Origin of the sequence: Chryseobacterium scophthalmum (assembly GCF_900143185.1) — a bacterium.
Classification (GTDB): domain Bacteria; phylum Bacteroidota; class Bacteroidia; order Flavobacteriales; family Weeksellaceae; genus Chryseobacterium; species Chryseobacterium scophthalmum.
This window is the reverse complement of sequence record NZ_FSRQ01000005.1, coordinates 145,212-167,713: the sequence shown is the minus strand read 5'-3', so window position 1 is coordinate 167,713 and position 22,502 is coordinate 145,212. Positions and strand designations below refer to the sequence as shown.

19 protein-coding genes are annotated in these 22,502 nt (G+C 33.7%); 11 read left to right on the top strand and 8 right to left on the bottom strand.

Annotation, left to right across the window (positions count from 1 at the left end; all coding sequences use genetic code 11):
• Positions 1 to 12: 12 nt before the first annotated feature.
• The 7 genes from BUR17_RS18925 to BUR17_RS18890 form a co-directional block, all read right to left on the bottom strand.
• Complete coding sequence (locus tag BUR17_RS18925) at positions 13 to 594, bottom strand: hypothetical protein (RefSeq protein ID WP_074232050.1); 582 nt, start codon at positions 592 to 594, stop codon at positions 13 to 15.
• A 73-nt stretch (positions 595 to 667) separates the two neighbouring features.
• Complete coding sequence (locus BUR17_RS18920) at positions 668 to 946, bottom strand: hypothetical protein (RefSeq protein ID WP_074232049.1); 279 nt, start codon at positions 944 to 946, stop codon at positions 668 to 670.
• A gap of 286 nt (positions 947 to 1,232) precedes the next feature.
• Entirely contained in the window at positions 1,233 to 2,987 is a 1,755-nt protein-coding gene (aspS, locus tag BUR17_RS18910; RefSeq protein WP_074232047.1) for an aspartate--tRNA ligase, read from the bottom strand.
• A 143-nt stretch (positions 2,988 to 3,130) separates the two neighbouring features.
• Positions 3,131 to 3,565, bottom strand: coding sequence for an ankyrin repeat domain-containing protein (locus tag BUR17_RS18905; RefSeq protein WP_074232046.1), 435 nt, complete (start codon positions 3,563 to 3,565; stop codon positions 3,131 to 3,133).
• A 237-nt stretch (positions 3,566 to 3,802) separates the two neighbouring features.
• Positions 3,803 to 4,462: a DUF937 domain-containing protein gene (locus BUR17_RS18900; protein WP_074232045.1), complete on the bottom strand. Its 660-nt coding sequence runs from the start codon at positions 4,460 to 4,462 to the stop codon at positions 3,803 to 3,805.
• A 70-nt stretch (positions 4,463 to 4,532) separates the two neighbouring features.
• Positions 4,533 to 5,792: a protein O-mannosyl-transferase family gene (locus BUR17_RS18895; RefSeq protein WP_074232044.1), complete on the bottom strand. Its 1,260-nt coding sequence runs from the start codon at positions 5,790 to 5,792 to the stop codon at positions 4,533 to 4,535.
• A gap of 4 nt (positions 5,793 to 5,796) precedes the next feature.
• Positions 5,797 to 6,306, bottom strand: a complete 510-nt coding sequence (locus BUR17_RS18890) for a DUF2480 family protein (RefSeq protein ID WP_074232043.1) — start codon at positions 6,304 to 6,306, stop codon at positions 5,797 to 5,799.
• A gap of 105 nt (positions 6,307 to 6,411) precedes the next feature.
• Between BUR17_RS18890 and lpxB the strand changes: the two genes are divergently transcribed.
• The 10 genes from lpxB to BUR17_RS18840 all read left to right on the top strand — a co-directional run bounded on the left by lpxB (position 6,412) and on the right by BUR17_RS18840 (position 19,859).
• Positions 6,412 to 7,521 (top strand): lipid-A-disaccharide synthase, encoded by a 1,110-nt coding sequence (lpxB, locus tag BUR17_RS18885; RefSeq protein ID WP_074232164.1) that lies wholly within the window; start codon positions 6,412 to 6,414, stop codon positions 7,519 to 7,521.
• 55 nt (positions 7,522 to 7,576) lie between these two features.
• Positions 7,577 to 9,352: a ComEC/Rec2 family competence protein gene (locus BUR17_RS18880; RefSeq protein WP_074232042.1), complete on the top strand. Its 1,776-nt coding sequence runs from the start codon at positions 7,577 to 7,579 to the stop codon at positions 9,350 to 9,352.
• Positions 9,353 to 9,497: 145 nt separating this feature from the next.
• Positions 9,498 to 10,160 carry a succinate dehydrogenase cytochrome b subunit gene (locus BUR17_RS18875; RefSeq protein ID WP_066674590.1) on the top strand — a complete coding sequence of 221 codons (663 nt, stop codon included), beginning with the start codon at positions 9,498 to 9,500 and terminating at the stop codon, positions 10,158 to 10,160.
• 15 nt (positions 10,161 to 10,175) lie between these two features.
• Positions 10,176 to 12,188, top strand: coding sequence for a fumarate reductase/succinate dehydrogenase flavoprotein subunit (locus BUR17_RS18870; RefSeq protein ID WP_074232041.1), 2,013 nt, complete (start codon positions 10,176 to 10,178; stop codon positions 12,186 to 12,188).
• Between the two features lie 24 nt (positions 12,189 to 12,212).
• A complete protein-coding gene (locus BUR17_RS18865; RefSeq protein ID WP_074232040.1) occupies positions 12,213 to 12,980 on the top strand; it encodes a succinate dehydrogenase/fumarate reductase iron-sulfur subunit in 768 nt (255 codons plus the stop codon).
• A 140-nt stretch (positions 12,981 to 13,120) separates the two neighbouring features.
• The gene (locus BUR17_RS18860; protein WP_074232039.1) at positions 13,121 to 14,656 is read left to right on the top strand and encodes a TlpA family protein disulfide reductase; all 1,536 of its coding nucleotides are present in this window, start codon (positions 13,121 to 13,123) and stop codon (positions 14,654 to 14,656) included.
• A 164-nt stretch (positions 14,657 to 14,820) separates the two neighbouring features.
• Positions 14,821 to 16,227: a 23S rRNA (uracil(1939)-C(5))-methyltransferase RlmD gene (gene rlmD / locus BUR17_RS18855; RefSeq protein WP_074232038.1), complete on the top strand. Its 1,407-nt coding sequence runs from the start codon at positions 14,821 to 14,823 to the stop codon at positions 16,225 to 16,227.
• Between the two features lie 42 nt (positions 16,228 to 16,269).
• The gene (locus BUR17_RS18850) at positions 16,270 to 18,750 is read left to right on the top strand and encodes a zinc-dependent metalloprotease (RefSeq protein ID WP_074232163.1); all 2,481 of its coding nucleotides are present in this window, start codon (positions 16,270 to 16,272) and stop codon (positions 18,748 to 18,750) included.
• 10 nt (positions 18,751 to 18,760) lie between these two features.
• Positions 18,761 to 19,231 (top strand): DUF6452 family protein, encoded by a 471-nt coding sequence (locus BUR17_RS18845; RefSeq protein WP_074232037.1) that lies wholly within the window; start codon positions 18,761 to 18,763, stop codon positions 19,229 to 19,231.
• Positions 19,197 to 19,859, top strand: coding sequence for a DUF6048 family protein (locus BUR17_RS18840; RefSeq protein ID WP_074232036.1), 663 nt, complete (start codon positions 19,197 to 19,199; stop codon positions 19,857 to 19,859). Before BUR17_RS18845 ends, BUR17_RS18840 begins: the two co-directional genes overlap by 35 nt.
• Positions 19,860 to 19,878: 19 nt before the next feature.
• Here BUR17_RS18840 and BUR17_RS18835 read toward each other — a convergent pair whose 3' ends face one another.
• Positions 19,879 to 20,310, bottom strand: coding sequence for a hypothetical protein (locus tag BUR17_RS18835; RefSeq protein ID WP_074232035.1), 432 nt, complete (start codon positions 20,308 to 20,310; stop codon positions 19,879 to 19,881).
• 145 nt (positions 20,311 to 20,455) lie between these two features.
• Between BUR17_RS18835 and BUR17_RS18830 the strand changes: the two genes are divergently transcribed.
• Positions 20,456 to 22,459, top strand: a complete 2,004-nt coding sequence (locus BUR17_RS18830) for a M43 family zinc metalloprotease (protein ID WP_074232034.1) — start codon at positions 20,456 to 20,458, stop codon at positions 22,457 to 22,459.
• Positions 22,460 to 22,502: the final 43 nt, after the last annotated feature.

The window sequence follows — 22,502 nt, the reverse complement described above, 5'->3', positions numbered from 1 at the left end:
TTTTTCGTTTTTTTATGCTTTTAAATTAGATTTCAACGTCAAATCGATTAAAAATTCAAGATCAAGATAATAATTTGTAGGAATATATTTGTCAAAATAAACATTTGTAGAAGTATGTTTTTGAAAAATTTCTTTCAGCATCAATTTATCAATGTTGGTAAATGCTGTAAGTGTTGGTAAAGATTTATCATAATATTCAATTGTAAGTTTGGTTTTTACAAATTCAATATCACTTTTATTATAGAAAATATTGGCATAATCATTTTGGTCTTTTCCAACACCGAAAACGTAACTTTCAATTATGGCACGGCTCAAATCTACATTTTTGCAGATCTTATGACGTTTTATATCCTGAACAACAATATCTCTATAAAAATTTTCAATGGGAAACCCTTTTTCGCTGTCAGTAAGCGAGCGAATATAAAAATATACGGGAAGAATAATAAGAATTCCGATTACAAAATAACCTGCTTTAAAATCGAAATTACCAGTCTGTTTTGAATAACCAATTCCGTGGAAGAAAGTGAATAACCCAACAAACCAAAGGATAACAATCGGGATCTCCCAGAGCTTCCATTTATGTTTTTCTTTCATGTTTCAAATAAAAAAAGCGGAGAAAGATCTCCGCTTCTAATTTATGCTTTTAAATTCAATTGTAATTCCAATTTTACTGAGAATTAATAGTGTCTTTTTGAATATAATCAAATTTAGAGGTTCTTATATCTCCGATTGTTACGTCGATATTATATTTTTTAGAAATAATAATATATCTGTTCTTCTCATAACAATGTCTGATTATTTCAATCGGAATACTTTTTTTATTTTCAAAATTAATAAATCCTGTAAAGCTTTCACATCTAAAACGTCCTTCAGTAGATTCAAATTTATTAAAGATTCCATTCATATCATCTTGACTGAAAAATACATCATCAAATTCAAGCGACATAATTTTATTTTCTTCTAAAGTATTTTTAAAATCTTTTTTATAATTGCTTTCGCTCCGGCAAAACAAAAAGTACTTATTGTAATTAAAGTTAATGAAATATATGTTAACCGGGCTTTTTTGTCTGACGCTTGTTCTTGTTTGTTTGGCGGGTAATATGTCGATTTTTTTATGATTAATAAAATTAAAAATGCAACTCCAATTATCGCAAAAATAAATCCAATTGTAATAAGTAATGAGATGAATGTATCCATAATAAAAAAGCGGAGAAAAAATCTCCGCTTCTAATTTATGCTTTTAAATTCAATTGTAATTCCAATTCATCAAGCTGTTCATCAGCAATCGAAGAAGGCGCATCAATCATCACATCTCGTCCAGAATTATTTTTAGGGAATGCAATGTAATCTCTGATCACTTCGTTTCCATCCAAAATAGCTACCAAACGGTCAAACCCGAAAGCTAAACCACCGTGAGGCGGAGCTCCGTATTTGAACGCATTCATCAAGAATCCAAACTGAGCCTCTGCTTCTTCTTTTGAGAATCCTAAAAGATCAAACATTTTAGATTGAAGATCTTTATCAAAAATTCTGATAGAACCTCCACCGATCTCGTTTCCGTTCAAAACCATATCGTATGCGTTTGCTCTTGCTTTTCCTGGGTCAGTTTCCAATAAATGAATATCTTCAGGTTTTGGAGAAGTAAAAGGGTGGTGCATTGCGTGGTAACGTCCGCTTTCTTCGTCAAATTCCAATAACGGGAAGTCAACTACCCAAAGTGGTGCGAAAACATCTCCTTTTCTTAATCCTAAACGATTTCCAAGCTCCATTCTTAACGCAGAAAGCTGAGTTCTTACTTTGTGCTCGTTTCCAGAAAGGATTAACATTAAATCGCCTTCTTTTGCGCCAAATTTCTCGATGATTTTTGCTAAATCTTCCTCATTGTAAAATTTATTTACAGAAGACGTTTTCACTCCGTCATTCTGGAATTTAGCCCAAACCATTCCTGAAGCTCCGATTTGTGGTCTTTTCACCCAATCAACAAGCTCATCGATTTGCTTTCTTGTATAATCTGCACATCCTTCTACATTGATTCCGACAACCAATTCTGCGTCATCAAATATTTTGAAATCTTTTCCTTTTACTAAATCGTTTAATTCTACGAACTCCATTCCGAAACGAATATCCGGTTTGTCGTTTCCGTATTTCTGCATTGCATCAGCAAACGTCATTCTTGGGAAAGTTCCGAATTCCTGACCTGTAATGTCTTTGATTAACGTTTTCGTCATTCCTTCAAAAACATTCATTACATCTTCCTGCTCTACAAAAGCCATTTCGCAGTCGATCTGTGTAAATTCCGGCTGTCTGTCGGCTCTTAAATCTTCGTCACGGAAACATTTCACGATCTGGAAATATTTATCCATTCCACCAACCATCAACAATTGTTTGAAAGTCTGTGGAGATTGTGGCAATGCGTAAAACTGTCCCGGATTCATTCTGCTCGGTACAACGAAGTCTCTCGCTCCTTCCGGAGTAGATTTGATTAAAACTGGAGTTTCAACCTCGATAAATCCTTCGTCTGAAAGATAATTTCTAACCTTTTGCGCCATTTTGTGACGGAAAATCAGTTTATCTCTTACCGGAGCTCTTCTGATATCCAGGTAACGGTATTTCATTCTTAATTCTTCCCCTCCGTCTGTTTCGTCTTCAATCGTGAAAGGCGGAAGCTGAGATTCATTAAGAACTTCTAATTTTTCAACTAAAATTTCAATTTCTCCTGTTGGAATATTTGGGTTTTTGCTTACTCTCTCGATGACGCGTCCTGTAACCTGAATCACAAATTCACGGCCCAATTTTTTTGCATTTTCCATCAATTCCGCTGTAGAACGGTCTTGGTCGAAAACCAGCTGAGTAATTCCGTAACGATCTCGAAGATCTATCCAAATCATAAATCCTTTATCACGAATGGTTTGTACCCATCCTGAAAGTGTAACTTCTTCATTAAGATTTTTTAGAGATAATTCTCCGTTGGTGTGCGATCGAAACATTTGTTTTAGATGTTAGATATTAGACGTTAGATATTAGACTTTAATGTGTCTAATTTTTCGTTGGCAAAGATAAGGTTTTTGAAAGTTTTTAAAACAAAAAAACTCCCCGAAGGAAGTTTTAAGCTATATTATTATTAATTTTTCTAAAGAAGTGCAGCCGTTTCAGGGTGTTTGTTTTCTAAAGCATAATCTTTTGCTGTTTTGCCGTTACGATCTTTTACCTCTTTTTTAGCTCCTTTTTCTAAAAATAACTTTACGGTATCGGTGTAGCCATATCTTGCGGCGTACATAAGAGGAGTTGTATCGCTACAAGATTTATTAACGTCTACATTGTTTTCAAACAAATAGTTGATCACATTTACTCTTTCATATCTTGCACTTAAAGACAAGAGATTGTATGGAACTTGTTTGATGTCGAAACATTTAGTAAGCTCATCTTTCTTGAAAACCTTTTTTATATCTTCTATTTTGTCTGTCTGGAAGATTCTTGTTTTCTCACCAGAAAGTTCTTGTGCAAATAATCCATTACTAAAAATAGCAATTCCAAATAGTAAAGAAGTAGTAATTATTTTTTTCATAAATCTTAATTTTATCTAAATAATATACAAATCTAATTATTTTTTTTGATACATGTTGCTAATTATTAATCCATTTCATTGCTTTTTCCAAAACTTCGTGTTTGTTGTTTTTTCTTTCCTATTGTAAATTGCTTTATATGGCTGTTCCAAATGATATCTATTCTTTTTGTTTTATTAAACTAAAAAATACCGAAGAATCACTTTCGGTATTTTTTTATATTTATAACTAGTAAGAAATTATTTTCCTCCAAAAAGTCCGCCTAGAATATCTCCTAAACCTCCACCTTGTTGTTGCTTTTGTTGTCCGCTTCCACCAAGAACGCTTCCTAAAATATCATTCAAAGGATTTCCAGAAGACTGTGATTGTCCACCTCCTAAAACACTTCCAAGAATATCGTTCAGTGGATTAGACTGTTGCTGTTGAGCCTGAGTTTGTGCGCCGCCTAAAATTCCTCCTAAAAGATCACCAAGACCTCCTGCTCCAACATTATTCTGTTGTTTTTCTTTACCAATATAACCCATGATTACCGGAGCAAGCATTGCCAAAATAGGTCCGATTTTATCAATAGAAATTCCTGTATTTTGTGACAATTGATTTTCAACATTCCCTTTTTCGCTTCCGAAAACGTGAGAAAGGATTGATCCACCTTCGTTTTGTCTTGCCTCTAACTGTGAAGTGTCATCAAGAATACTTCCGTCGTGATCTTTATCTAAAGCGTTATTTAAAGCTTCAGCTTCTTTATTGTCCTGAGATTTGTTTCTCAGATAAGAAATTACAAGAGGTGTTGCCACCGCCAAAAGTGCGATGATTTGGTTTTTACTGATCCCAAATTTGTTTTCAGCCTGTTCTGCAACTTGGTTTCCTGTGTTTCCTGTAAGTAAATCAATTAAACTCATTTTTGTGTTTATTTTTTAAGTGTTAATAAACTCAAAGTTATCAAAAATATTGACAAAGTAATATTATAGATTATAATTTCATTATCTCTTGTCTATTTTGATATTTTTTTCTGATTTCAACAAACTCTAAAGATTGTTTTCTTAATTGTTCTACATTGTCAATAATTGGCTTGTTTTCAAGGGTAAATTCTATACATCCCAAATTATTGTGCAACCAAGGTAACATATAATAAGTAAGTCCACCTTTATATGCTTTTTCTTGCTGGAATATTTTTGTGGCTTCTAATGAGGAAGCTAATCTATGAGATCCGATATAAAATAACGGAATGAGAAAAGTTACAAATTGTAATCTTTTCAAATTATATTTCATGCTCAATGATTTCATTCCAAGACCAATGAGGATTATAACAATAAAATAACTCGGTATGAAAAAAACATAATTGTCTGAAACTGCATAAAATGTTGCAAAACCAAAAGTAAATAAAAAAGAAATTGCAATAAAGGGAAACAAATTTCTGTAATTTTTAAAAATTTCACGTATTCCCCAAGGAATAAAAATCAAAAAAATATTGAAGTTATAAAGTAAAAAAAGAAAAGATTTTAAAATATCTTTTAGTAAGTCTGTAAAGCCTTGCTTAAAAGTATCTTCTATCCAAGTACCTGTTCCCGTAAGAAATGTGTATTTTATATGAATATCAGCTACGTAATTAACGAGAAACATTGAACAAAAAATCAATACAAATGAAGAAGCTGAAATAAAAATATTTTTTCTGGAATTTCTAAGTTGATAGAGAAGTATAAGATAGGCAGGAATCAACATAATGTTTTGGATGTGAACCCACATGCTTATTCCTAAAAAGATTCCTGACAGAAGTATATTTTTTAGAGACGGTTTTTTTAAAGATCTTACGGAATATATCAAAAAAAAGAAGATCCAAATGGCATTAAAGGTGTAAACTTCAATGGTAGAAGCGCTTCGCCAAAACGTAAAGCTTAGTCCAAAAATAATACTGCAACTTATTGCGATCCAGTTTTCAGAAATAAATTCTTTGATAAGAATATAGAGTAATGTAATACTTAGAGCGGCAGGAACGACAGACATAAGCCTCATTGTCATAATGCTGTCTACATTACAATATTTTGTAAAAAGTACTGCAGTATTTAAGTAGAGAAAATGTGATAATGGGGTCACATGGTTTGTGAATAATCCTTTTTCAACATCTAAAAGAAAGCCCATTCCATCCCCAAAAGAAACTTTCGAGAAACTTGAAAGGTAGTAAATGCTTAAGAAGAACAAGAATAAAAAAAATGGAATAAATTTTTTATTCATTTAATTAGTTTTTCAAAATAGGAACATTCGAACAAGCCTCACCAAACATAAGAGATTTTACAATCGGCTGAATTTTTTCTACCAATTCTACGTATGCATTTTCTGGAATTAGCTTGTCAGAACAGCCTTTTACTAATACTCTTTTTCCTTCCATTACAGAGAAATCATGGTTGTTGATCGCATCATGCATTAAGATTATTTCTAAATTTTCTAAATTTCCGAAAACAATTTTATTAGTAACACCAGTTAATTTAGCGGTGATTAAAAAATAGGCCCAAAGCGGAACAATTGCATCTGCAGAGTTGTAAACGTAAACGAAAGCATCTTTGTATTCTTCAGTATTGATAGCTGCCACTTTTTCACGAAAATCTTTCTCTTTTAAAATCATTTCCATGAAAAGAAAATCTTTCAGATCTATTCCTTTTCTTGCACCTTTGGGAACAAGATCGGTAAGATCAAAGTTGATCAATCCACTCGCTGCTACTTTATTTTTTATTTCAAATTCTTCTGACATTTTTTTATCATTATCTTTGAAGCAAATTTACTCATTTCTAATTTGAAATTTGAGGTTTGATATTTGAGATTCAGAAAATCAATCATCACTCATCATTCGTTGCTTATGAAATATTATATCATCGCAGGTGAAGCTTCCGGAGATTTGCACGGCAGCAATTTAATGAAAGCTTTAAAAGAAAAAGACTCCAACGCAGAATTCAGATTTTGGGGCGGAGATTTGATGCAGAAACAAAGTGGTACTTTGGTAAAACATTACCGTGACTTAGCTTTTATGGGCTTTTTGGAAGTTGCAATGAATCTGAGAACGATTTTAAATAATATTAAAATCTGCAAAGAAGATATTAAAAACAACCAACCTGATGTTTTAATCTTGGTTGATTATCCAGGTTTTAATTTGCGAATTGCCAAGTTTGCAAAAGAATTGGGCATAAAAGTAGTCTACTATATTTCTCCTCAACTTTGGGCTTGGAAAGAAGGCCGTGTTGAGATCATCAAAAAATATGTTGATGAAATGATGGTGATTTTACCTTTCGAGGAAGATTTTTATCACAAACATGGTGTAAAATCTCACTTTGTTGGGCATCCTTTATTAGATGCAATTTCTACACTTCAGGATATTTCTGTTGATGATTTTAAAACTGAAAACGGTTTAAATAAAAAAGAAATCATTGCACTTTTGCCGGGTTCCAGAAAACAGGAAGTGGAGAAAATGCTTGAAATCATGCTTTCTGTTCGTCCACATTTTGAGAATTATCAGTTTGTGATTGCGGGTGCACCAAGTCTTGAAAAAGAATTTTATCAAAAATATGTTGATGAAAATGTGCATTTCGTTTCCAATAAAACTTATGATTTGCTGAGGTGTTCAAAAGCAGCTTTGGTGACTTCGGGAACGGCAACTTTAGAAACCGCTCTGTTGAATATTCCGGAAGTGGTTTGTTATCGCGGAAGCAAAATTTCTTACGCTATTGCCAAAAGATTAGTCAAAAACATCAAATATATTTCTTTGGTCAATCTGATTATGGATAGGGAAGTGGTGAAAGAATTAATTCAAAGCGAGCTTAATACTAAAAATCTTGTCAAAGAATTAAATTTCATTATTAGCGGTGAAAAAAGAGATGAAATGCTTCAGGATTTTAAATTACTCAGAGAAAAATTGGGTGGAAAAGGCGCAAGTGAAAATGCAGCTGATATTATTTTGAATCTCAAAAAATAGAAATAAATCTATTTCTGTATTCTAAAATTTTCTAACTTAGTTTGTTCAAACACAAATGATTTTGAACAAGCAACCTCTTTTGATTGTTGTACTCTGTTTTATTCTTGGGATTTTCTTCCAGGATAAGTTGATTCTTGAGCAAAATTCCATCATTCTAATTTTACTTTTTTCTGTCATTATTTTCGGATTGTTTTTTCTGAAAAGTCATATTCTATTTAAAATCAGGAATTTCCTTTTGATGATTTTCTTTTTCGGATGGGGAATTATTTTTCATTTTTATAATAACTCTACGACTCAAAAGGTTAATGTAAAAACTAATGAAACCATCATTTTTAAAGTTTCAAAAAAATTAAATTCAAACGAAAAATATAAGAAGTATGAGATTTTAGCTGAGGTTGAAAATGAATCTTTTCAAGCAATTGCCAATGTTGAAAAAACTCGGAAAGAATTAGATTTTAATCATTATTATAAAGCGAAAGCCTATCTCGTTCAGCCCAAATCACCGCAACACGATTTTCAGTTTGACTATTCAAAATATTTAAAGCGAAAAAATATTTCATATCAATGTTATATTAACGGAGAAATTTCTTCTGCTGCAAGAAGTGATTTGAGTTTTATAGAAAAGATAAAACAGAAACGTCTGGAAACTTTACAGAAAATTAATAATTCTGAAATGTCTTTCCGCAGTCGTGAATTTTTAAAAGGAATTATTCTTGCAGACCGCACAGAAATTGATGCTGAAACTGTTCAGGATTTTAACCGTTCCGGATTGGTGCATTTTTTGGCTATTTCAGGAACGCATATCGTCGTAATTTTCGGGATGTTTTATTTTCTTATGATGAGGTTTTCATCTGTTCGTCTGAAAAAATATGCTATCATTTTCAGTTTACTATTCATCTGGATTTTTGCATTTTTCATCGGATTTGGAAATTCTGTGGTGCGGTCTTGCATCATGATTTCTGTGTATTTTATTTACGTATTGCTTCAAAGAAAACCCGATCTGCTCCATTCAATGGCACTTTCTGCATTTATTATTTTAATGATTGATACACAGCAAATTTTTGACGTAGGTTTTCAGTTGAGTTTTCTGGCGGTTTTAGGTATTTATTGGCTCAATCAACCCATTCTAAAATATCTTCCGAGACAGGATAATTTTTTCAAAAAACTGATTTATAATACAATTTCAATCTCTGTTGCGGCGCAATTGGCGACTTTACCTTTGGTCTTGTACTATTTTCATCAATTCTCATTGGTTTCGATTCTCGCCAATTTTATAATCGTTCCGTTTTCTGAACTCATTATTATATTTTCTTTTTTAATGACTGCGCTGCTCGGTTTTAATTTAGATTTTGAAATAATTAATGGGTGTTACGATTATATTATTAAGATTTTGCTGAAAGTAATTCATTGGTTTGCTGAGTTCGATGCCGTTTTCTTTGAAAATATTCCTTTGAATTTAGCTGAGGTTTTTCTGGTGTTTGGAATTATTTACTTCCTGAAATTTATGCTTGATAAACTCAGTTTTAGAAATATTTCAAATGTAATTTTAGCCATTACCCTATTTTTTATCGTGAGAATTTCTTTTAACCTTTTTGAGAATCAGAAAGATGAGTTTTTTGTTCATCATTATAAAAAAGAAAATGTTATTTCCGTGAAAAAAGGAAACAAGGTTGTTTTTTTGGTAAATTCTTCAGATGATAAAGATAAGATTCAACAATATATTATCAATCCTTATGTTTCTTCACGCAGGATAAAAAAAATAGAAATCAAAAAAATTCCGGCTTCGGCTAAAATGGTCAAGTTTGAAGGTAAAATTCATGAATTAAAGTAATCTCAAATTTTAATGCTTTTTCTTGTATTTAATATACTTATGAATCTTATTTAGAAAGATTACAAACTGTCTAATAGTGAGATTTCTCACTTTTTAGTATTGTTAACATTTCATAATTTTGTGGAAATTCAAATTTAAACTTAATATGGCAGGTTTAACAAGTTCTACAATAGGTAGAAAATATGCTATGGCACTTTCAGCAATGTTTTTGCTGATATTCTTAGTGATGCATCTATCTACCAACATGACATCCGTTTTCAGCGAAGATGTTTTTAATGAGGCTTCTCATTTTATGGGATACAATCCGGCGGTACAGTATCTGATGCAGCCGATTTTGATGTTTGCAGTGATTTTCCATTTTGCAATGGGGTTCGTTCTTGAGATTAAGAACAACAAGGCTCGTCCGATTAAATATGCGAACAACAACGGAGCGGCTAATTCTACATGGATGTCTAGAAATATGATTATTTCCGGAGCTGTGATCTTAGCTTTCTTGGTATTGCATTTTTATGATTTTTATTTTCCTGAAATGAATTACAAGTACATTCAGGCAAATACACCAGATGAGACAAGATATTGGGCAGAGCTTCACCACAAGTTTCATGATCTTTGGAGAGTGGCACTTTATGTTGTGGCTTTCGGATTATTAGGTCTGCATTTGGCACACGGTTTCCAGTCTTCTTTCCAGTCGATCGGAGCTAGACACCAAAAGTACACTCCTGTTATTAAAGCTTTCGGAAATTGGTATTCAATCCTTATTCCTGCAGGTTTTATTTTTATTGCAATTTTTCATTACGTAACTCAATAATATCAATATACTAATATGAGTAAATTAGATTCAAAAATTCCTGCTGGTCCTCTTAAGGATAAATGGAAAAATCATAAAGACCATATGAACCTTGTTGCACCAAACAACAGAGATAAGATTGATATTATTGTTGTAGGTACAGGTTTGGCAGGTGGTTCTGCTGCAGCTACATTGGCTGAGCAAGGATATAATGTAAAGGCGTTTTGCTACCAAGATTCACCAAGAAGAGCACACTCTATTGCTGCACAAGGTGGTATCAACGCTGCTAAAAACTATCAAGGTGATGGTGACTCTACTTACAGATTGTTCTACGATACCATTAAAGGTGGTGACTACAGAGCAAGAGAGGCAAACGTTTACAGATTAGCTGAAGTTTCTGCAAATATTATCGACCAGTGTGTTTCTCAAGGGGTTCCATTCGGTAGAGATTACGGCGGACAATTAGATAACCGTTCATTTGGTGGAGTTCAGGTTAAAAGAACTTTCTACGCAAAAGGACAAACTGGTCAACAGTTATTATTAGGTGCATATTCTTCATTAAGCCGTCAAATCGGAAAAGGAAGAGTAAAAATGTACAACCGTCACGAAATGCTTGAATTGGTAATCGTAGACGGGAAAGCAAGAGGAATTATCGCAAGAAACCTGGTAACAGGTGAGATCGAAAGACACTCAGCTCACGCAGTGGTAATTGCTTCAGGAGGTTACGGAAACGTATATTTCCTTTCTACCAACGCAATGGGTTCTAACGTTTCTGCAGCTTGGAAGATCCACAAAAAAGGAGCGTATTTCGCAAACCCTTGTTATGTACAGATTCACCCAACTTGTATTCCTGTTCACGGAACACAGCAGTCTAAACTGACTTTGATGTCTGAATCACTTAGAAACTCCGGAAGAATTTGGGTTCCTAAGAAAATTGAAGATTCAGTTGCCATCAGAGAAGGTAAATTGAGACCTGAAAATATTAAAGAAGAAGATAGAGATTACTATTTAGAAAGAAGATATCCTGCATTCGGAAACTTAGTTCCTCGTGACGTTGCGTCTAGAGCTGGTAAAGAAAGATGTGATGCTGGTTTCGGAATCGAAAATAATGAAACTAAAGAAGGTGTTTACCTGGATTTCTCTACAGAGATCATGAAAAAAGGTAAAGAATCTGCTATCGAAAAACATATTCACAATCCTACAGAACAACAGATCTATGATCTAGGAAAAGCTTGGATTGAGGAAAAATATGGTAACTTGTTCGTAATGTACGAAAAGATTACTGCGGATGATCCTTATAAAACTCCAATGAAGATCTATCCTGCTGTACACTATACAATGGGTGGTGTTTGGGTTGATTACAACTTACAATCTACAATTCCTGGATGTTTCGTTGTTGGGGAAGCAAACTTCTCAGACCACGGTGCAAACAGATTAGGAGCTTCTGCTTTGATGCAAGGTTTGGCAGACGGATATTTCGTTCTTCCTTACACGATTGCAGATTATCTTTCTGCAGACATCAGAACAGGAGAAATTCCTACAAATTCTGCTGAGTTTGACGCAGCTGAAAAAGAAATTAAAGACAAAGTAAACTTCTTTGTTAATAATAAAGGAACGCATTCAGTAGATTATTTCCATAAGCAATTAGGACACATTATGTGGAATAAAGTGGGGATGGGAAGAACTCCTGAAGGTTTGAGAGAAGCTATCGTAGAAATCGACGAAGTGAAAAAGAACTTCTGGAAAGATGTAAAAGTAATGGGTGAAACTGAAGGAATGAACACCGAGCTTGAAAAAGCATTCAGAGTTGCTGATTTTATCGAATTAGGTCAATTAATGGCTATCGATGCATTACATAGAAACGAATCTTGTGGAGGACATTTCAGAGAAGACCATGCAACTCCGGAAGGGGAAGCAGAAAGAGATGATGTTAACTTTAAATATGTAGGAGCTTGGGAATATCAGGGTGATGATATTAAGCAAGAAGTTCTGCACAAAGAAGACCTTATCTATGAGAACATCGAAGTTAAAGCGAGAAGTTACAAATAATCTCCAACCTATAAATAAATAATTATGAGTGCAAAAAAAGGCCTTCATCTTACGCTGAAAATTTGGAGACAAAAAAATACAAAAACTAAAGGTCAGTTTGAGACCTACAAAATATCAGATGTTTCTACAGATTCTTCATTCTTAGAAATGTTAGATATCCTGAACGAAAACTTGATCAACGAAGGAAAAGAACCTATCGCTTTTGACCACGACTGTCGTGAAGGAATCTGCGGAATGTGTTCTCTTTACATCAATGGTAGAGCTCACGGTCCGGATACAGGTATTACAACATGTCAGCTTCACATGAGAATGTTCAAAGATGGTGAAACTATCGTTATTGAACCTTGGAGAAGTGCTGCGTTCCCTGTTATCAAAGACTTAATGGTAGACAGAAGCGCATTCGACAGAGTAATGGCTGCAGGTGGATTTATCTCGGTAAATACTTCAGGAAATACTTTGGATGCAAATGCAATTCCGGTTCCTAAAGAAGATGCAGACAAAGCAATGGATGCTGCAGCTTGTATCGGTTGTGGAGCTTGTGTGGCAACTTGTAAAAACGGTTCTGCAATGTTGTTCGTTGGAGCTAAAGTTTCTCAGTATGCACTTTTACCTCAAGGTAGAGTAGAAGCGAAACGTAGAGTTCTAAACATGGTGAAAGCTATGGACGAAGAAGGATTTGGTAACTGTTCAAATACAGGAGCTTGTGAAGTAGAATGCCCTAAAGGAATTTCTCTTGAGAATATCGCAAGAATGAACAGAGAATACATGGCTGCGTATGCAGACAGAGGATAATCTGTTTTAAAATAAATTATAAAAAATCGTCTTCCCTTGTGGAGACGATTTTTTTAGTTAAATCTTTCATAAATTACCTTCAAATATTGCATTTAGTATATTTGAAAAACTTATTTTTGCTAAATTATTTAAAATCAAAAATGAAAAAATATCTTTTGTTGTTTGTCATTGCAATATTCGCAATGTCTTGTTCAAAAAAAGTTGAAGTAAAAGGAAAAATCGCAGGCAGTTCTCCATTAGAGAGAATTGAGTTTGTAGAAGCTTCCGGTGTTGCTACTTTGCCATTGGCTAACTTTGGTATCGATAAAGACGGAAACTTTACAGGAACTTTTGAAGCTCCAAAAAACGGAATGTATGTGATGAACTATGCCGGAAAACAGAATCTTATTTTCCTTAAAGGAGGTCAGAAACTTAATATTTCAGGTAATTCTGCTACTTTCCCGAACGAATATGTAGTGACTGGTGATGCAAAAAGTGATAACGACTTTTTTCAGGCTTGCCAAAAATTCCTAACAACTTATGGTCAGACTCTGAATATTCAGCAGTTGGTTTCAGGTGATGAGGCTGCGTACGTGAAAGCAATGCAGAAAATTGAAGCTGATATCAATAAAAATATCGAAGAAAACGTAAAGAAATTCAATCCTGGAAAAGAAGTGGTTGAATGGAAAAAAATAGATGCTAAAACGGCTATTCTTAATTTATTGGTAAATTATGAAATGACTAAAAAGCAAACGTCGGGTAACAATCCTTCATTCAAATTGGGTAAGGCATTCACAGATTATGAAGCTAAACTTCAGGAGAATAAAGAAACCATGATTAAAACAAGTCCGTTTTACAGACAGTATCTTTTAACAAAAATGAGCCCTGATTTCCAAACATTTGCTCAGGCAAAAGCTCAAGGAAAAACAGATGTTACAACTTCAGAGTTATTTAATGAATTCTTGAAAGGTAAAAAAGAAGTTTCTCAAACAGAGAAAGATTATTTATTAGCTTTCGTAATGGCTCAGTCTGATGTACATCCACAAACTCCTGCTGCTACAACCGATAAAATCAAAAAAATTATCGAAGAAGATATTAAAGACGCTACTATTAAAGCTGATTTGAAGAAAATGCTTTTCGTAATCAACGGATTCAAAATTGGTGATGATGCACCGGAAGCTTCTTTGGTAAAACAAGACGGTTCAGCTTATAAATTAAGCGAGAACAAAGGAAAACCTTACATGATCGTTTTCTACGCTTCTTGGAATCCTTACATTGCTGAAGGTACAATGCCTGTTTTGAAAGAAGTTGTGAATTTCTACAAATCTAAAATGAATTTCGTATTTGTAAATTTAGATGATACCAAAGATCAGTTTACAAAAACAAGCAATGCTTTATTAAAAGGAATTCCTGGAACTAATGTTTATGGTGACGGAGGTTTAGACTCTGACATTGCTAAAAAATATGGAGTATACGGTTTCAAATTACCTAGCTTCATCGTAGTTGATAAAAACGGTAAAGTAGCAAGCAGATCTTTTGTAAATCTAGGTGATCAGGATTTGATTACAATCTTAGACAAGCAAACAGGTCTTTCAGCTCCAAAGGTAGATCCGGCAGCTCAGTTGCAGATTGATCCTTCAGCTTTACAGCAGCAAGCGGCTCCTCAGGTTGAGAAAGTTCCGGTTGAAGCAAAATAATTAGCTTAAACAAAATATAAAAAAACCTTGTCTTCGGATAAGGTTTTTTTTATTGTATTTTTGCAGACAAAATTGAAACTGAAAGGTTTCAGAGAAAATTATTAGAAAAATAGAAAATAGATGAAGATAGGGTAGAAAGCTATCTTCATCATACTGAAATTGATATGAGAAAGAAGAAAGACGTAATTCTTGAGAATATAAAACTTTTTGCAGCGGGCGCAAAAGGCGTTGCGATAGGAAAAACTGAAGAAGGAAAAACTGTTTTGGTTTCCGGAGCAATTCCTGGAGATGTGGTGAATGCAAGAGTAAAAAAATCAAAGTCGAAATATTTTGAGGCTGAAGTAAAAGAAATTGTTGAAAAGTCGCCGTTCAGAGTTGAGCCGAAGTGTATTCATTTCGGAACCTGTGGTGGTTGCAAATGGCAAAATATGAGCTACGAAAAGCAGCTTGATATTAAACAGGAAGAAGTTTATAACAATATCAAGAGAATTGGCGGAATCGATGATTTTGAAACCGTTCCTATTTTGGGTGCAGAAGAGCAGTATTTTTACAGAAATAAAATGGAATTTTCTTTCTCTAATGCAAGATGGTTGAGTCATTACGAAATAAGTTCTGAGGAAAACTTTGGAAGCAGAGACGCTTTAGGTTTCCATATTCCGGGAATGTGGAGCAAAATTTTAGATCTAAAAGAATGTTTCCTTCAGGAAGATCCGTCGAATGCGATTCGTTTGGCAGTGAAAAAATTTGCTGAGAATAAAGGTTTAGATTTTTTTGATGTTAAAAATCAGGAAGGTTTCTTGAGAACTTTGATGATGAGACAAAACTCAAAAGGAGAATGGATGGTTTTATTCCAGCTTTACAGAGAAGAAAAAGAAAACCGTACAGAACTTTTTGACTTCTTGCTGGAGCAATTCCCACAAATAAAAACATTGGTCTATGCCATTAATCCTAAACAAAATGATTCAATCTACGATCAAAATATCAAAGTATATTTCGGAGAAGGATTTTTAATGGAAGAAATGGACGGTTTGAAATTTAAAATCGGTCCGAAATCTTTCTTTCAGACTAATTACAAACAGGCTTTAGAATTATATAGAAAAACACTTGAATTTGCTGATTTAAAAGGTGATGAAGTTGTTTACGATTTATATACAGGAACCGGAACGATCGCTCAATATGTTGCAAGAAACGCAAAACATGTAATTGGAATCGAGTCTGTACAGGAAGCAATTGATGCTGCAATCGAACACGCTGAGCTAAATGGTTTAACCAATACGACTTTCTATTGTGGTGATATGAAAAACGTTTTCAATGACGAGTTTTTAGAAAATCATCCAAAAGCTGATGTGTTGATTACCGATCCGCCAAGAGACGGAATGCACCAAAAAGTTGTTGAGCAGATTTTGAAACTGGCTCCGGAAAAAGTAGTTTATGTAAGCTGTAATTCTGCAACGCAGGCTAGAGATTTAGCTTTAATGAAAGACCATTATACTTTGGTGAAGATTTTACCGGTAGATATGTTCCCGCAAACCCACCATGTGGAGAATATTGCTCTGCTTATCAAGAAATAATTACTTAAATTTGAAAATAAAAAATCAAAAAAATTAATGAATATGATAAAGAACTGTAAAGCTGTTTTCTTAGTTGGTGCATTATTTTTTACTCAGCAGAATTTATTTTCTCAGGAAAAAGAGAAAGATTCTACAACGGCTGTAAAAAAAGATACTGCCGTAGTAAAGAAAGATGATAAAAAGAAAAGTCTGATCAAACCATTTAAAGAAATCATTACCGATAAAGCGGTTTCAGATCAGGGAGTTTTTACGGTTCATAAAGTAGACGACAAATATTATTTTGAAATTCCGGATGCAATGCTGAAAAAGGAGTTTCTTTTGGTAACAAGATTAACAAAAGCAGCTGCAGGAATGCGTTCAGGAACTTCCGGTTATGCAGGAGACCAAATCGGGCAGCAAGTCATTGCTTTTGAAAAAGGTCCGAAAGATAAAATCTTGTTGCGTTCGATTTCTCACATAGATTATGCAAAAGATTCTACTTCGCAAATGTATAATTCGGTGACGAGAAATAATGTGCAGTCTATCATTAAATCTTTTGATGTAAAAGCTTACGGAGTAAAGAACAATTCTTCTGTAATTGAAGTTACGGATGTTCTGAATTCTGATAACGAGTTGACTTCTTTTTCGGTTTGGTCTAAAGATTCTTACAGAGTCGGGACTTTTCAGAAAGATATGTCATTCGTGAATTTTGTGAAATCTTTCCCTACAAATATTGAAATTAATACCACTAAAACTTTTGCAAGAACTTTAGGAGCGCCTGTAACTCCGGCAATTCCGGGAAGACCTGCACCAAAAATCAGTGGAAATTATACAGTGGAAATTAACTCTTCTTTCGTACTTCTTCCTGAAAACAAAATGCAGGCAAGATATTTTGATCCGAGAATTGGATATTTTACAGTGGGGTATACCGATTTCGATTTAGATCCTCAAGGGGTAAAAAGGATTTCATTAGTAAAAAGATGGCGTCTGGAACCAAAACCTCAGGATTTAGAAAAATATAATAAAGGTGAATTGGTAGAGCCTGCAAAACCAATTGTATTCTATATCGATCCTGCGACTCCAAAAAAATGGGTTCCTTATTTAATGCAAGGAGTTAATGATTGGCAAAAAGCTTTTGAAAAAGCCGGATTCAAAAATGCAATTGTTGCAAAAATCCCAGATCCGAAAGCAGATCCAGAATGGAGTTTGGAAGATGCCAGATTTTCTGCAATCGTTTATAAACCTTCGGATGTACCGAATGCTTCAGGACCTTCAATCGCCGATCCAAGAACGGGTGAGATTTTAGAAAGTCACATCAATTGGTATCACAACGTCATGTTATTGCTAAGAAACTGGTATTTTGTACAGGCTTCTCCAAATGATGAAAGAGCAAGAAAAATGGAGTTTGATGAGAAACTGATGGGTGAACTTATCCGTTTTGTTTCTTCTCACGAAGTTGGTCACACTTTAGGTTTGAGACATAACTATGGATCAAGTTCTACAGTTCCTGTTGAAAAACTAAGAGACAAAAAATGGTTGGAGAAAAACGGTCACACTCCTTCGATTATGGATTATGCAAGATTTAATTATGTTGCACAACCGGAAGATAAGATTGGTGATGCCGGAATTTTCCCAAGAATTGGTGATTATGACGATTGGGCAATCGAATGGGGATATAAAAGATTTAATCAGTTTAAAACTCCTGATGCAGAAAAACAATATCTGAATCAGTGGGTAATTAAAAATCTTAAAAACGAAAGACTTTGGTTTGGTACAGAAACCAATCCTTTAGACCCAAGATCTCAAAGTGAGCAAGTTGGTGATAATGCTATGATTGCAAGTACTTACGGGATCAAAAATCTGCAAAGAATTGTGGATAACTTAGATCAATGGACGAAGACACCAAACGAAGATTATAAAAATCTCGATATGATGTACGATCAGGTGACGACACAGTTCAAAAGATATTTAGGTCACGTTTCAAAATATATCGGTGGACAAATGGAAACTCCGAAAACTGCCGAACAATCTGGTGCGGTTTATGAAGTTGTTGCCAAAAAAGACCAGAAAGAGGCGATGAAATTTTTAACTGAAAATGTTTTCACCACTCCGCAATGGTTGCTTAAGAAAGATATTTTTGAGAAGACAGGTAAAACTCCGGTAAAAACAGTTGAAGAAATTCAGAATGTTGTTTTGGGAAGAGTTTTAAGCCCGATGGTTCTTCAGAGTCTTTATCAATCTGAAGCGGTTGATCAAAATTCATATCCATTAATTGAGTTTTTCTCAGATTTAAACAATTCAATTATTACAAAAGAAAATACAGACATTTACGGAAGAAATCTTCAGAGAAATTATGTAGATACTTTAATAAAATTAATTGACAACAAAAATTCTGATAAGTCTGATGTTTCTGCCATTGTAAGAGGAAATTTAAATACCATTAAAAAAGATCTTTTAGCAAAAAATACTTCTAATGATTTGGTCAGCAAATATCATAATGAAGATTTGGTTTTCCGTATTGAGAAAGCTTTAGATCCAAAATAAAGATTTAAGTATGAAATATTTTAAATTTATCATATTCATTCTTGCATTATCATCGGTCATTTCTTGTGGAGGTGATGATGATATCTGCGAAAGCGGTGAAGGTACGCCTCGAATGAAAATTTCATTTAGAAAAGACAATAAAATTACAAAGCTTGATAATATAAAAGTGTTTGTAGATTACGGATCTAAAATTGTAACCTTGGGAACTTTTTCGAAAGTTGATTCTGTGTTTGTGCCATTACGTGTAGATGATTCTCCTTATACAGATATTTATGTAAAAACAATAGATACTGAAGATTCAACAAGGGTAAGAGTAAATTACACCACGAAATCTATTTACGTTTCACCGGGATGTGGTGTGAAGAGAAATTATGAAAATGTAAATTCAGTATTATCAACACCGAATTCTTTGAAAAGTGTAGAACAAGGGCAAAATTTTATAGAAAATGAAGACAAGACTAATTTATTCTTTAATTTTTAGTGTTTTCGGTTTGCTGACTCTTTCTGCACAGGAAAAAGAGGAAGCTGAAAAACCAAAATGGAAATACGAACCCAATTTTATTGTTGGTGTTGATGTCTTGAATGCGGGAGTTTCATTTTTCTCAGACCGACAGATGTTTCAGGGGTTTATTTCTTCCAGAGTAAAAGATAATCTCCACGGAATTATAGAAGCAGGTTTTGATAAAAATATTTACCAAAATAATGGCTACGATGCTAAAGCAAGCGGACCTTTTATGAAAATCGGTGCCTTTTATATGTTGGCAAGGGATCGTGAGAATGATTTCAACGGTTTTTATGGAGGTGGAAAAATTGGTGGATCATTTTACACTCAAGAATACATGGCGATTCCTATACGTGGTTTTGGTGGAAACAGTTCGTCGGTTTCAATGCCCTCATCTTCACAGTCATCTTTTTGGCTGGAAGGAAATTTAGGCGGAAGAGTACAGTTGTTTGAATCTAATTTTTACATCGATGTCAGTATGCAACCGCGTTATTTAATGGTTACTTCAAAACAGGATGATGTTGTTCCAATGATTGTTCCCGGTTTTGGAAAAAGCTCCAATAAATTTAATATGGGCTTTGCATGGAATATTGCATATAAGTTTTAGAAATAAAAAAAGAGCAGGTTTAATTGCTCTTTTTTGTTTTTATTATTCTTTGAATTTCAGTGTAAAGATTTTTAAGCTCTAGAGGCGGGTTTCCAGAATCAAATGTTGAAGATTGATAATCGGTTCCATTTTTTGTAATCGTAATGTGTGAGGCTAATGCTGCATCGCTGAATCTTTTTGTTGTCGGAGCTTCTAATTTTGAAATGTTTTCTGCATTTATTTGTTCTGTATACTCCACAATTTTAGACCAATCATTTTCAGATATTTCTTGGGTATTAATATTCCCATTAATAGATGACACCAGTTTACCATTTGATAAAGTGAAATCTCTTATAGTGCCTCTCGTTCGTTCAGAGAGTGATACTTTTTCAGTTTTAAATATTGTTTTTTCATGAGAAGCCATATTTGTTTTGCAACTTGATATTGTTGCTGTTACAATAAAATTTTTCATAATGAATTGTTTTTAAATATTTTATAAATGTAAATATGTGGTTGTGATGTAGACAAAGTAATGGTTTTTTTTAAATAAAATTAATAGAATATTAATGTAATTGTAATTTATATTATATTTGCCAAATATTTAAATTAATTTAAAAATGAAGAAATTTACAATTTCAAAAGTAATTTCTCTGTTTTCTATGGTTTTTGCTGTGACAGTCAGTGCACAAAAACTAGAAGATAGTAAATTAGGTTTTGGTAAAGCTTATATAAAGGATGAGCTTAAGGATCCGAATGGTATTATCCGCTGTGCTTCTACAGGATATGAAAAATATCTTCAAGCAACTGATCCGAATAGAATGACTGATGCTCAGTTTGAAGCATGGATAAATCCTTTAATTGAAAAGGCAAAACTAAACAAATCTCAAAATGGAGGTGTTGTTACAATTCCAGTAGTTGTACACGTTATTCACTCAGGTGAAGCATATGGTACGGGAGCAAACATTACAGATGAGCAGGTTCAGTCTCAGATTACAGTGATGAATCAGGATTTTCGTAGAATGGCAGGAACGCCAGGATACAATACAACTTTAGTTGGTGCAGATACTATGATACAATTTGCATTGGCAAAAGTTGATGCTAATGGAAATCCTACGAACGGGATAGACAGAGTGAATTTGTGTTACCCTGATTGGTCAACAGGTAATATTAACGGTTATGTAAAACCATTAACTATTTGGAATCCTACAGAGTATATGAATATGTGGAGTGTGAATTTTTCGGATAACACATTATTAGGATATGCACAATTTCCATCAAATTCTACAATACCAATGCCCGCTGGAGGCGCTGCTAATACAGATGGGGTAGTGGCAAATTATACAACTTTTGGAAGTACAGATTATGGATCTTTTCCTATGAATGCACCATATGATAAAGGGAGAACTATGACTCATGAAGTTGGTCACTTTTTAGGATTAAGACATATTTGGGGTGATGCAACATGCGGAAATGATTATTGTGCAGATACGCCTACTGCTCACACTGCTAATTATACATGTAATACTAATATAGCGGGATGTACAGCAGGAGAAATAGAGATGGTGCGAAATTATATGGATTACACAAACGATACATGTATGAATATTTTTACGCAGAATCAAAAAGATAGAATTACAACTGTAATGAATAACTCTCCTAGAAGAGTTGAATTAAAAACGTCTATAAAAGATGTAGCAATTCCATTATTTCCTAATGATGCTGAAATAAAATTTGAAAATGCATGTTCATTAGATAATCTTTGTACTGGATATACCTTGAGAATTGTTCTTACGAATAGAGGGACAGCAGCTCTTACTGCTGCAGTTATACCATATACAGTAAATGGAACTGCTTATTCATATAACTGGTCAGGTAATTTAGCACAAGATAAGTACGAAATTGTATCATTACCAATTCCTACAACGGCAACAAATGGACCATTAACAGTTAATCTTACATCTGTAAATGGTGTAGCAGATCAGAGAGTGTCTAATAATACATTAACAGGAACTTTCAATAATCCTGCTATAGCTACAAACACAGCAACTAACTTTGTATTTAATTTACAGTTAGATTATTGGGGTAGTGAAGTAAACTGGAATCTGAAAAATAGTGCAGGTACAATTGTTTATAGTAGTGGTAATGGTTATCAGGATGTGCCTAATCCTACTACTAGTACTCCTCTTCCTGCTTTAATTACGCAAAACTGGACATTAAACACTAATGATTGCTATACATTTACTATTAATGATGTGTATGGTGACGGTATTTATGACAATGGAGGCTTCTATAATATTAAAACTACAGCAGGAGCTGATGTTATTGTAGGTTCTTCATATTCAAAAAAACAAACTAGAGCATTGAGATTAGGTGCATTAGGAACTAGTGAAATGATTAAGGAAACTTTTGCGATTTATCCAAATCCAACAACAGATGTATTAAATATCACAAAAGTTTCGAATAAAGCTAAATTTGAGATTCATAATGCTGTAGGGCAAATTGTAAAAGCTGGAGAAATTAAAAATAACCAAGTTAGAGTATCTGAATTGGTGAGAGGTACATATATTATTACAGTAAGTGATAAAGGTGTATCTGAAACTTTGAAATTTATCAAGAAATAATAAATTCTTTTTAATGCTAAAAAACCTCAGGTGTACTTCCTGA

What these genes read in the sequence shown, in the direction of transcription:
- BUR17_RS18925 (WP_074232050.1), bottom strand. Translation starts at nt 594, where the DNA reads ATGAAAGAAAAACATAAATGGAAGCTCTGGGAGATCCCGATTGTTATC.
- BUR17_RS18920 (WP_074232049.1), bottom strand. Translation starts at nt 946, where the DNA reads ATGTCGCTTGAATTTGATGATGTATTTTTCAGTCAAGATGATATGAAT.
- aspS (WP_074232047.1), bottom strand. Translation starts at nt 2,987, where the DNA reads ATGTTTCGATCGCACACCAACGGAGAATTATCTCTAAAAAATCTTAAT.
- BUR17_RS18905 (WP_074232046.1), bottom strand. Translation starts at nt 3,565, where the DNA reads ATGAAAAAAATAATTACTACTTCTTTACTATTTGGAATTGCTATTTTT.
- BUR17_RS18900 (WP_074232045.1), bottom strand. Translation starts at nt 4,462, where the DNA reads ATGAGTTTAATTGATTTACTTACAGGAAACACAGGAAACCAAGTTGCA.
- BUR17_RS18895 (WP_074232044.1), bottom strand. Translation starts at nt 5,792, where the DNA reads ATGAATAAAAAATTTATTCCATTTTTTTTATTCTTGTTCTTCTTAAGC.
- BUR17_RS18890 (WP_074232043.1), bottom strand. Translation starts at nt 6,306, where the DNA reads ATGTCAGAAGAATTTGAAATAAAAAATAAAGTAGCAGCGAGTGGATTG.
- lpxB (WP_074232164.1), top strand. Translation starts at nt 6,412, where the DNA reads ATGAAATATTATATCATCGCAGGTGAAGCTTCCGGAGATTTGCACGGC.
- BUR17_RS18880 (WP_074232042.1), top strand. Translation starts at nt 7,577, where the DNA reads ATGATTTTGAACAAGCAACCTCTTTTGATTGTTGTACTCTGTTTTATT.
- BUR17_RS18875 (WP_066674590.1), top strand. Translation starts at nt 9,498, where the DNA reads ATGGCAGGTTTAACAAGTTCTACAATAGGTAGAAAATATGCTATGGCA.
- BUR17_RS18870 (WP_074232041.1), top strand. Translation starts at nt 10,176, where the DNA reads ATGAGTAAATTAGATTCAAAAATTCCTGCTGGTCCTCTTAAGGATAAA.
- BUR17_RS18865 (WP_074232040.1), top strand. Translation starts at nt 12,213, where the DNA reads ATGAGTGCAAAAAAAGGCCTTCATCTTACGCTGAAAATTTGGAGACAA.
- BUR17_RS18860 (WP_074232039.1), top strand. Translation starts at nt 13,121, where the DNA reads ATGAAAAAATATCTTTTGTTGTTTGTCATTGCAATATTCGCAATGTCT.
- rlmD (WP_074232038.1), top strand. Translation starts at nt 14,821, where the DNA reads ATGAGAAAGAAGAAAGACGTAATTCTTGAGAATATAAAACTTTTTGCA.
- BUR17_RS18850 (WP_074232163.1), top strand. Translation starts at nt 16,270, where the DNA reads ATGATAAAGAACTGTAAAGCTGTTTTCTTAGTTGGTGCATTATTTTTT.
- BUR17_RS18845 (WP_074232037.1), top strand. Translation starts at nt 18,761, where the DNA reads ATGAAATATTTTAAATTTATCATATTCATTCTTGCATTATCATCGGTC.
- BUR17_RS18840 (WP_074232036.1), top strand. Translation starts at nt 19,197, where the DNA reads ATGAAGACAAGACTAATTTATTCTTTAATTTTTAGTGTTTTCGGTTTG.
- BUR17_RS18835 (WP_074232035.1), bottom strand. Translation starts at nt 20,310, where the DNA reads ATGAAAAATTTTATTGTAACAGCAACAATATCAAGTTGCAAAACAAAT.
- BUR17_RS18830 (WP_074232034.1), top strand. Translation starts at nt 20,456, where the DNA reads ATGAAGAAATTTACAATTTCAAAAGTAATTTCTCTGTTTTCTATGGTT.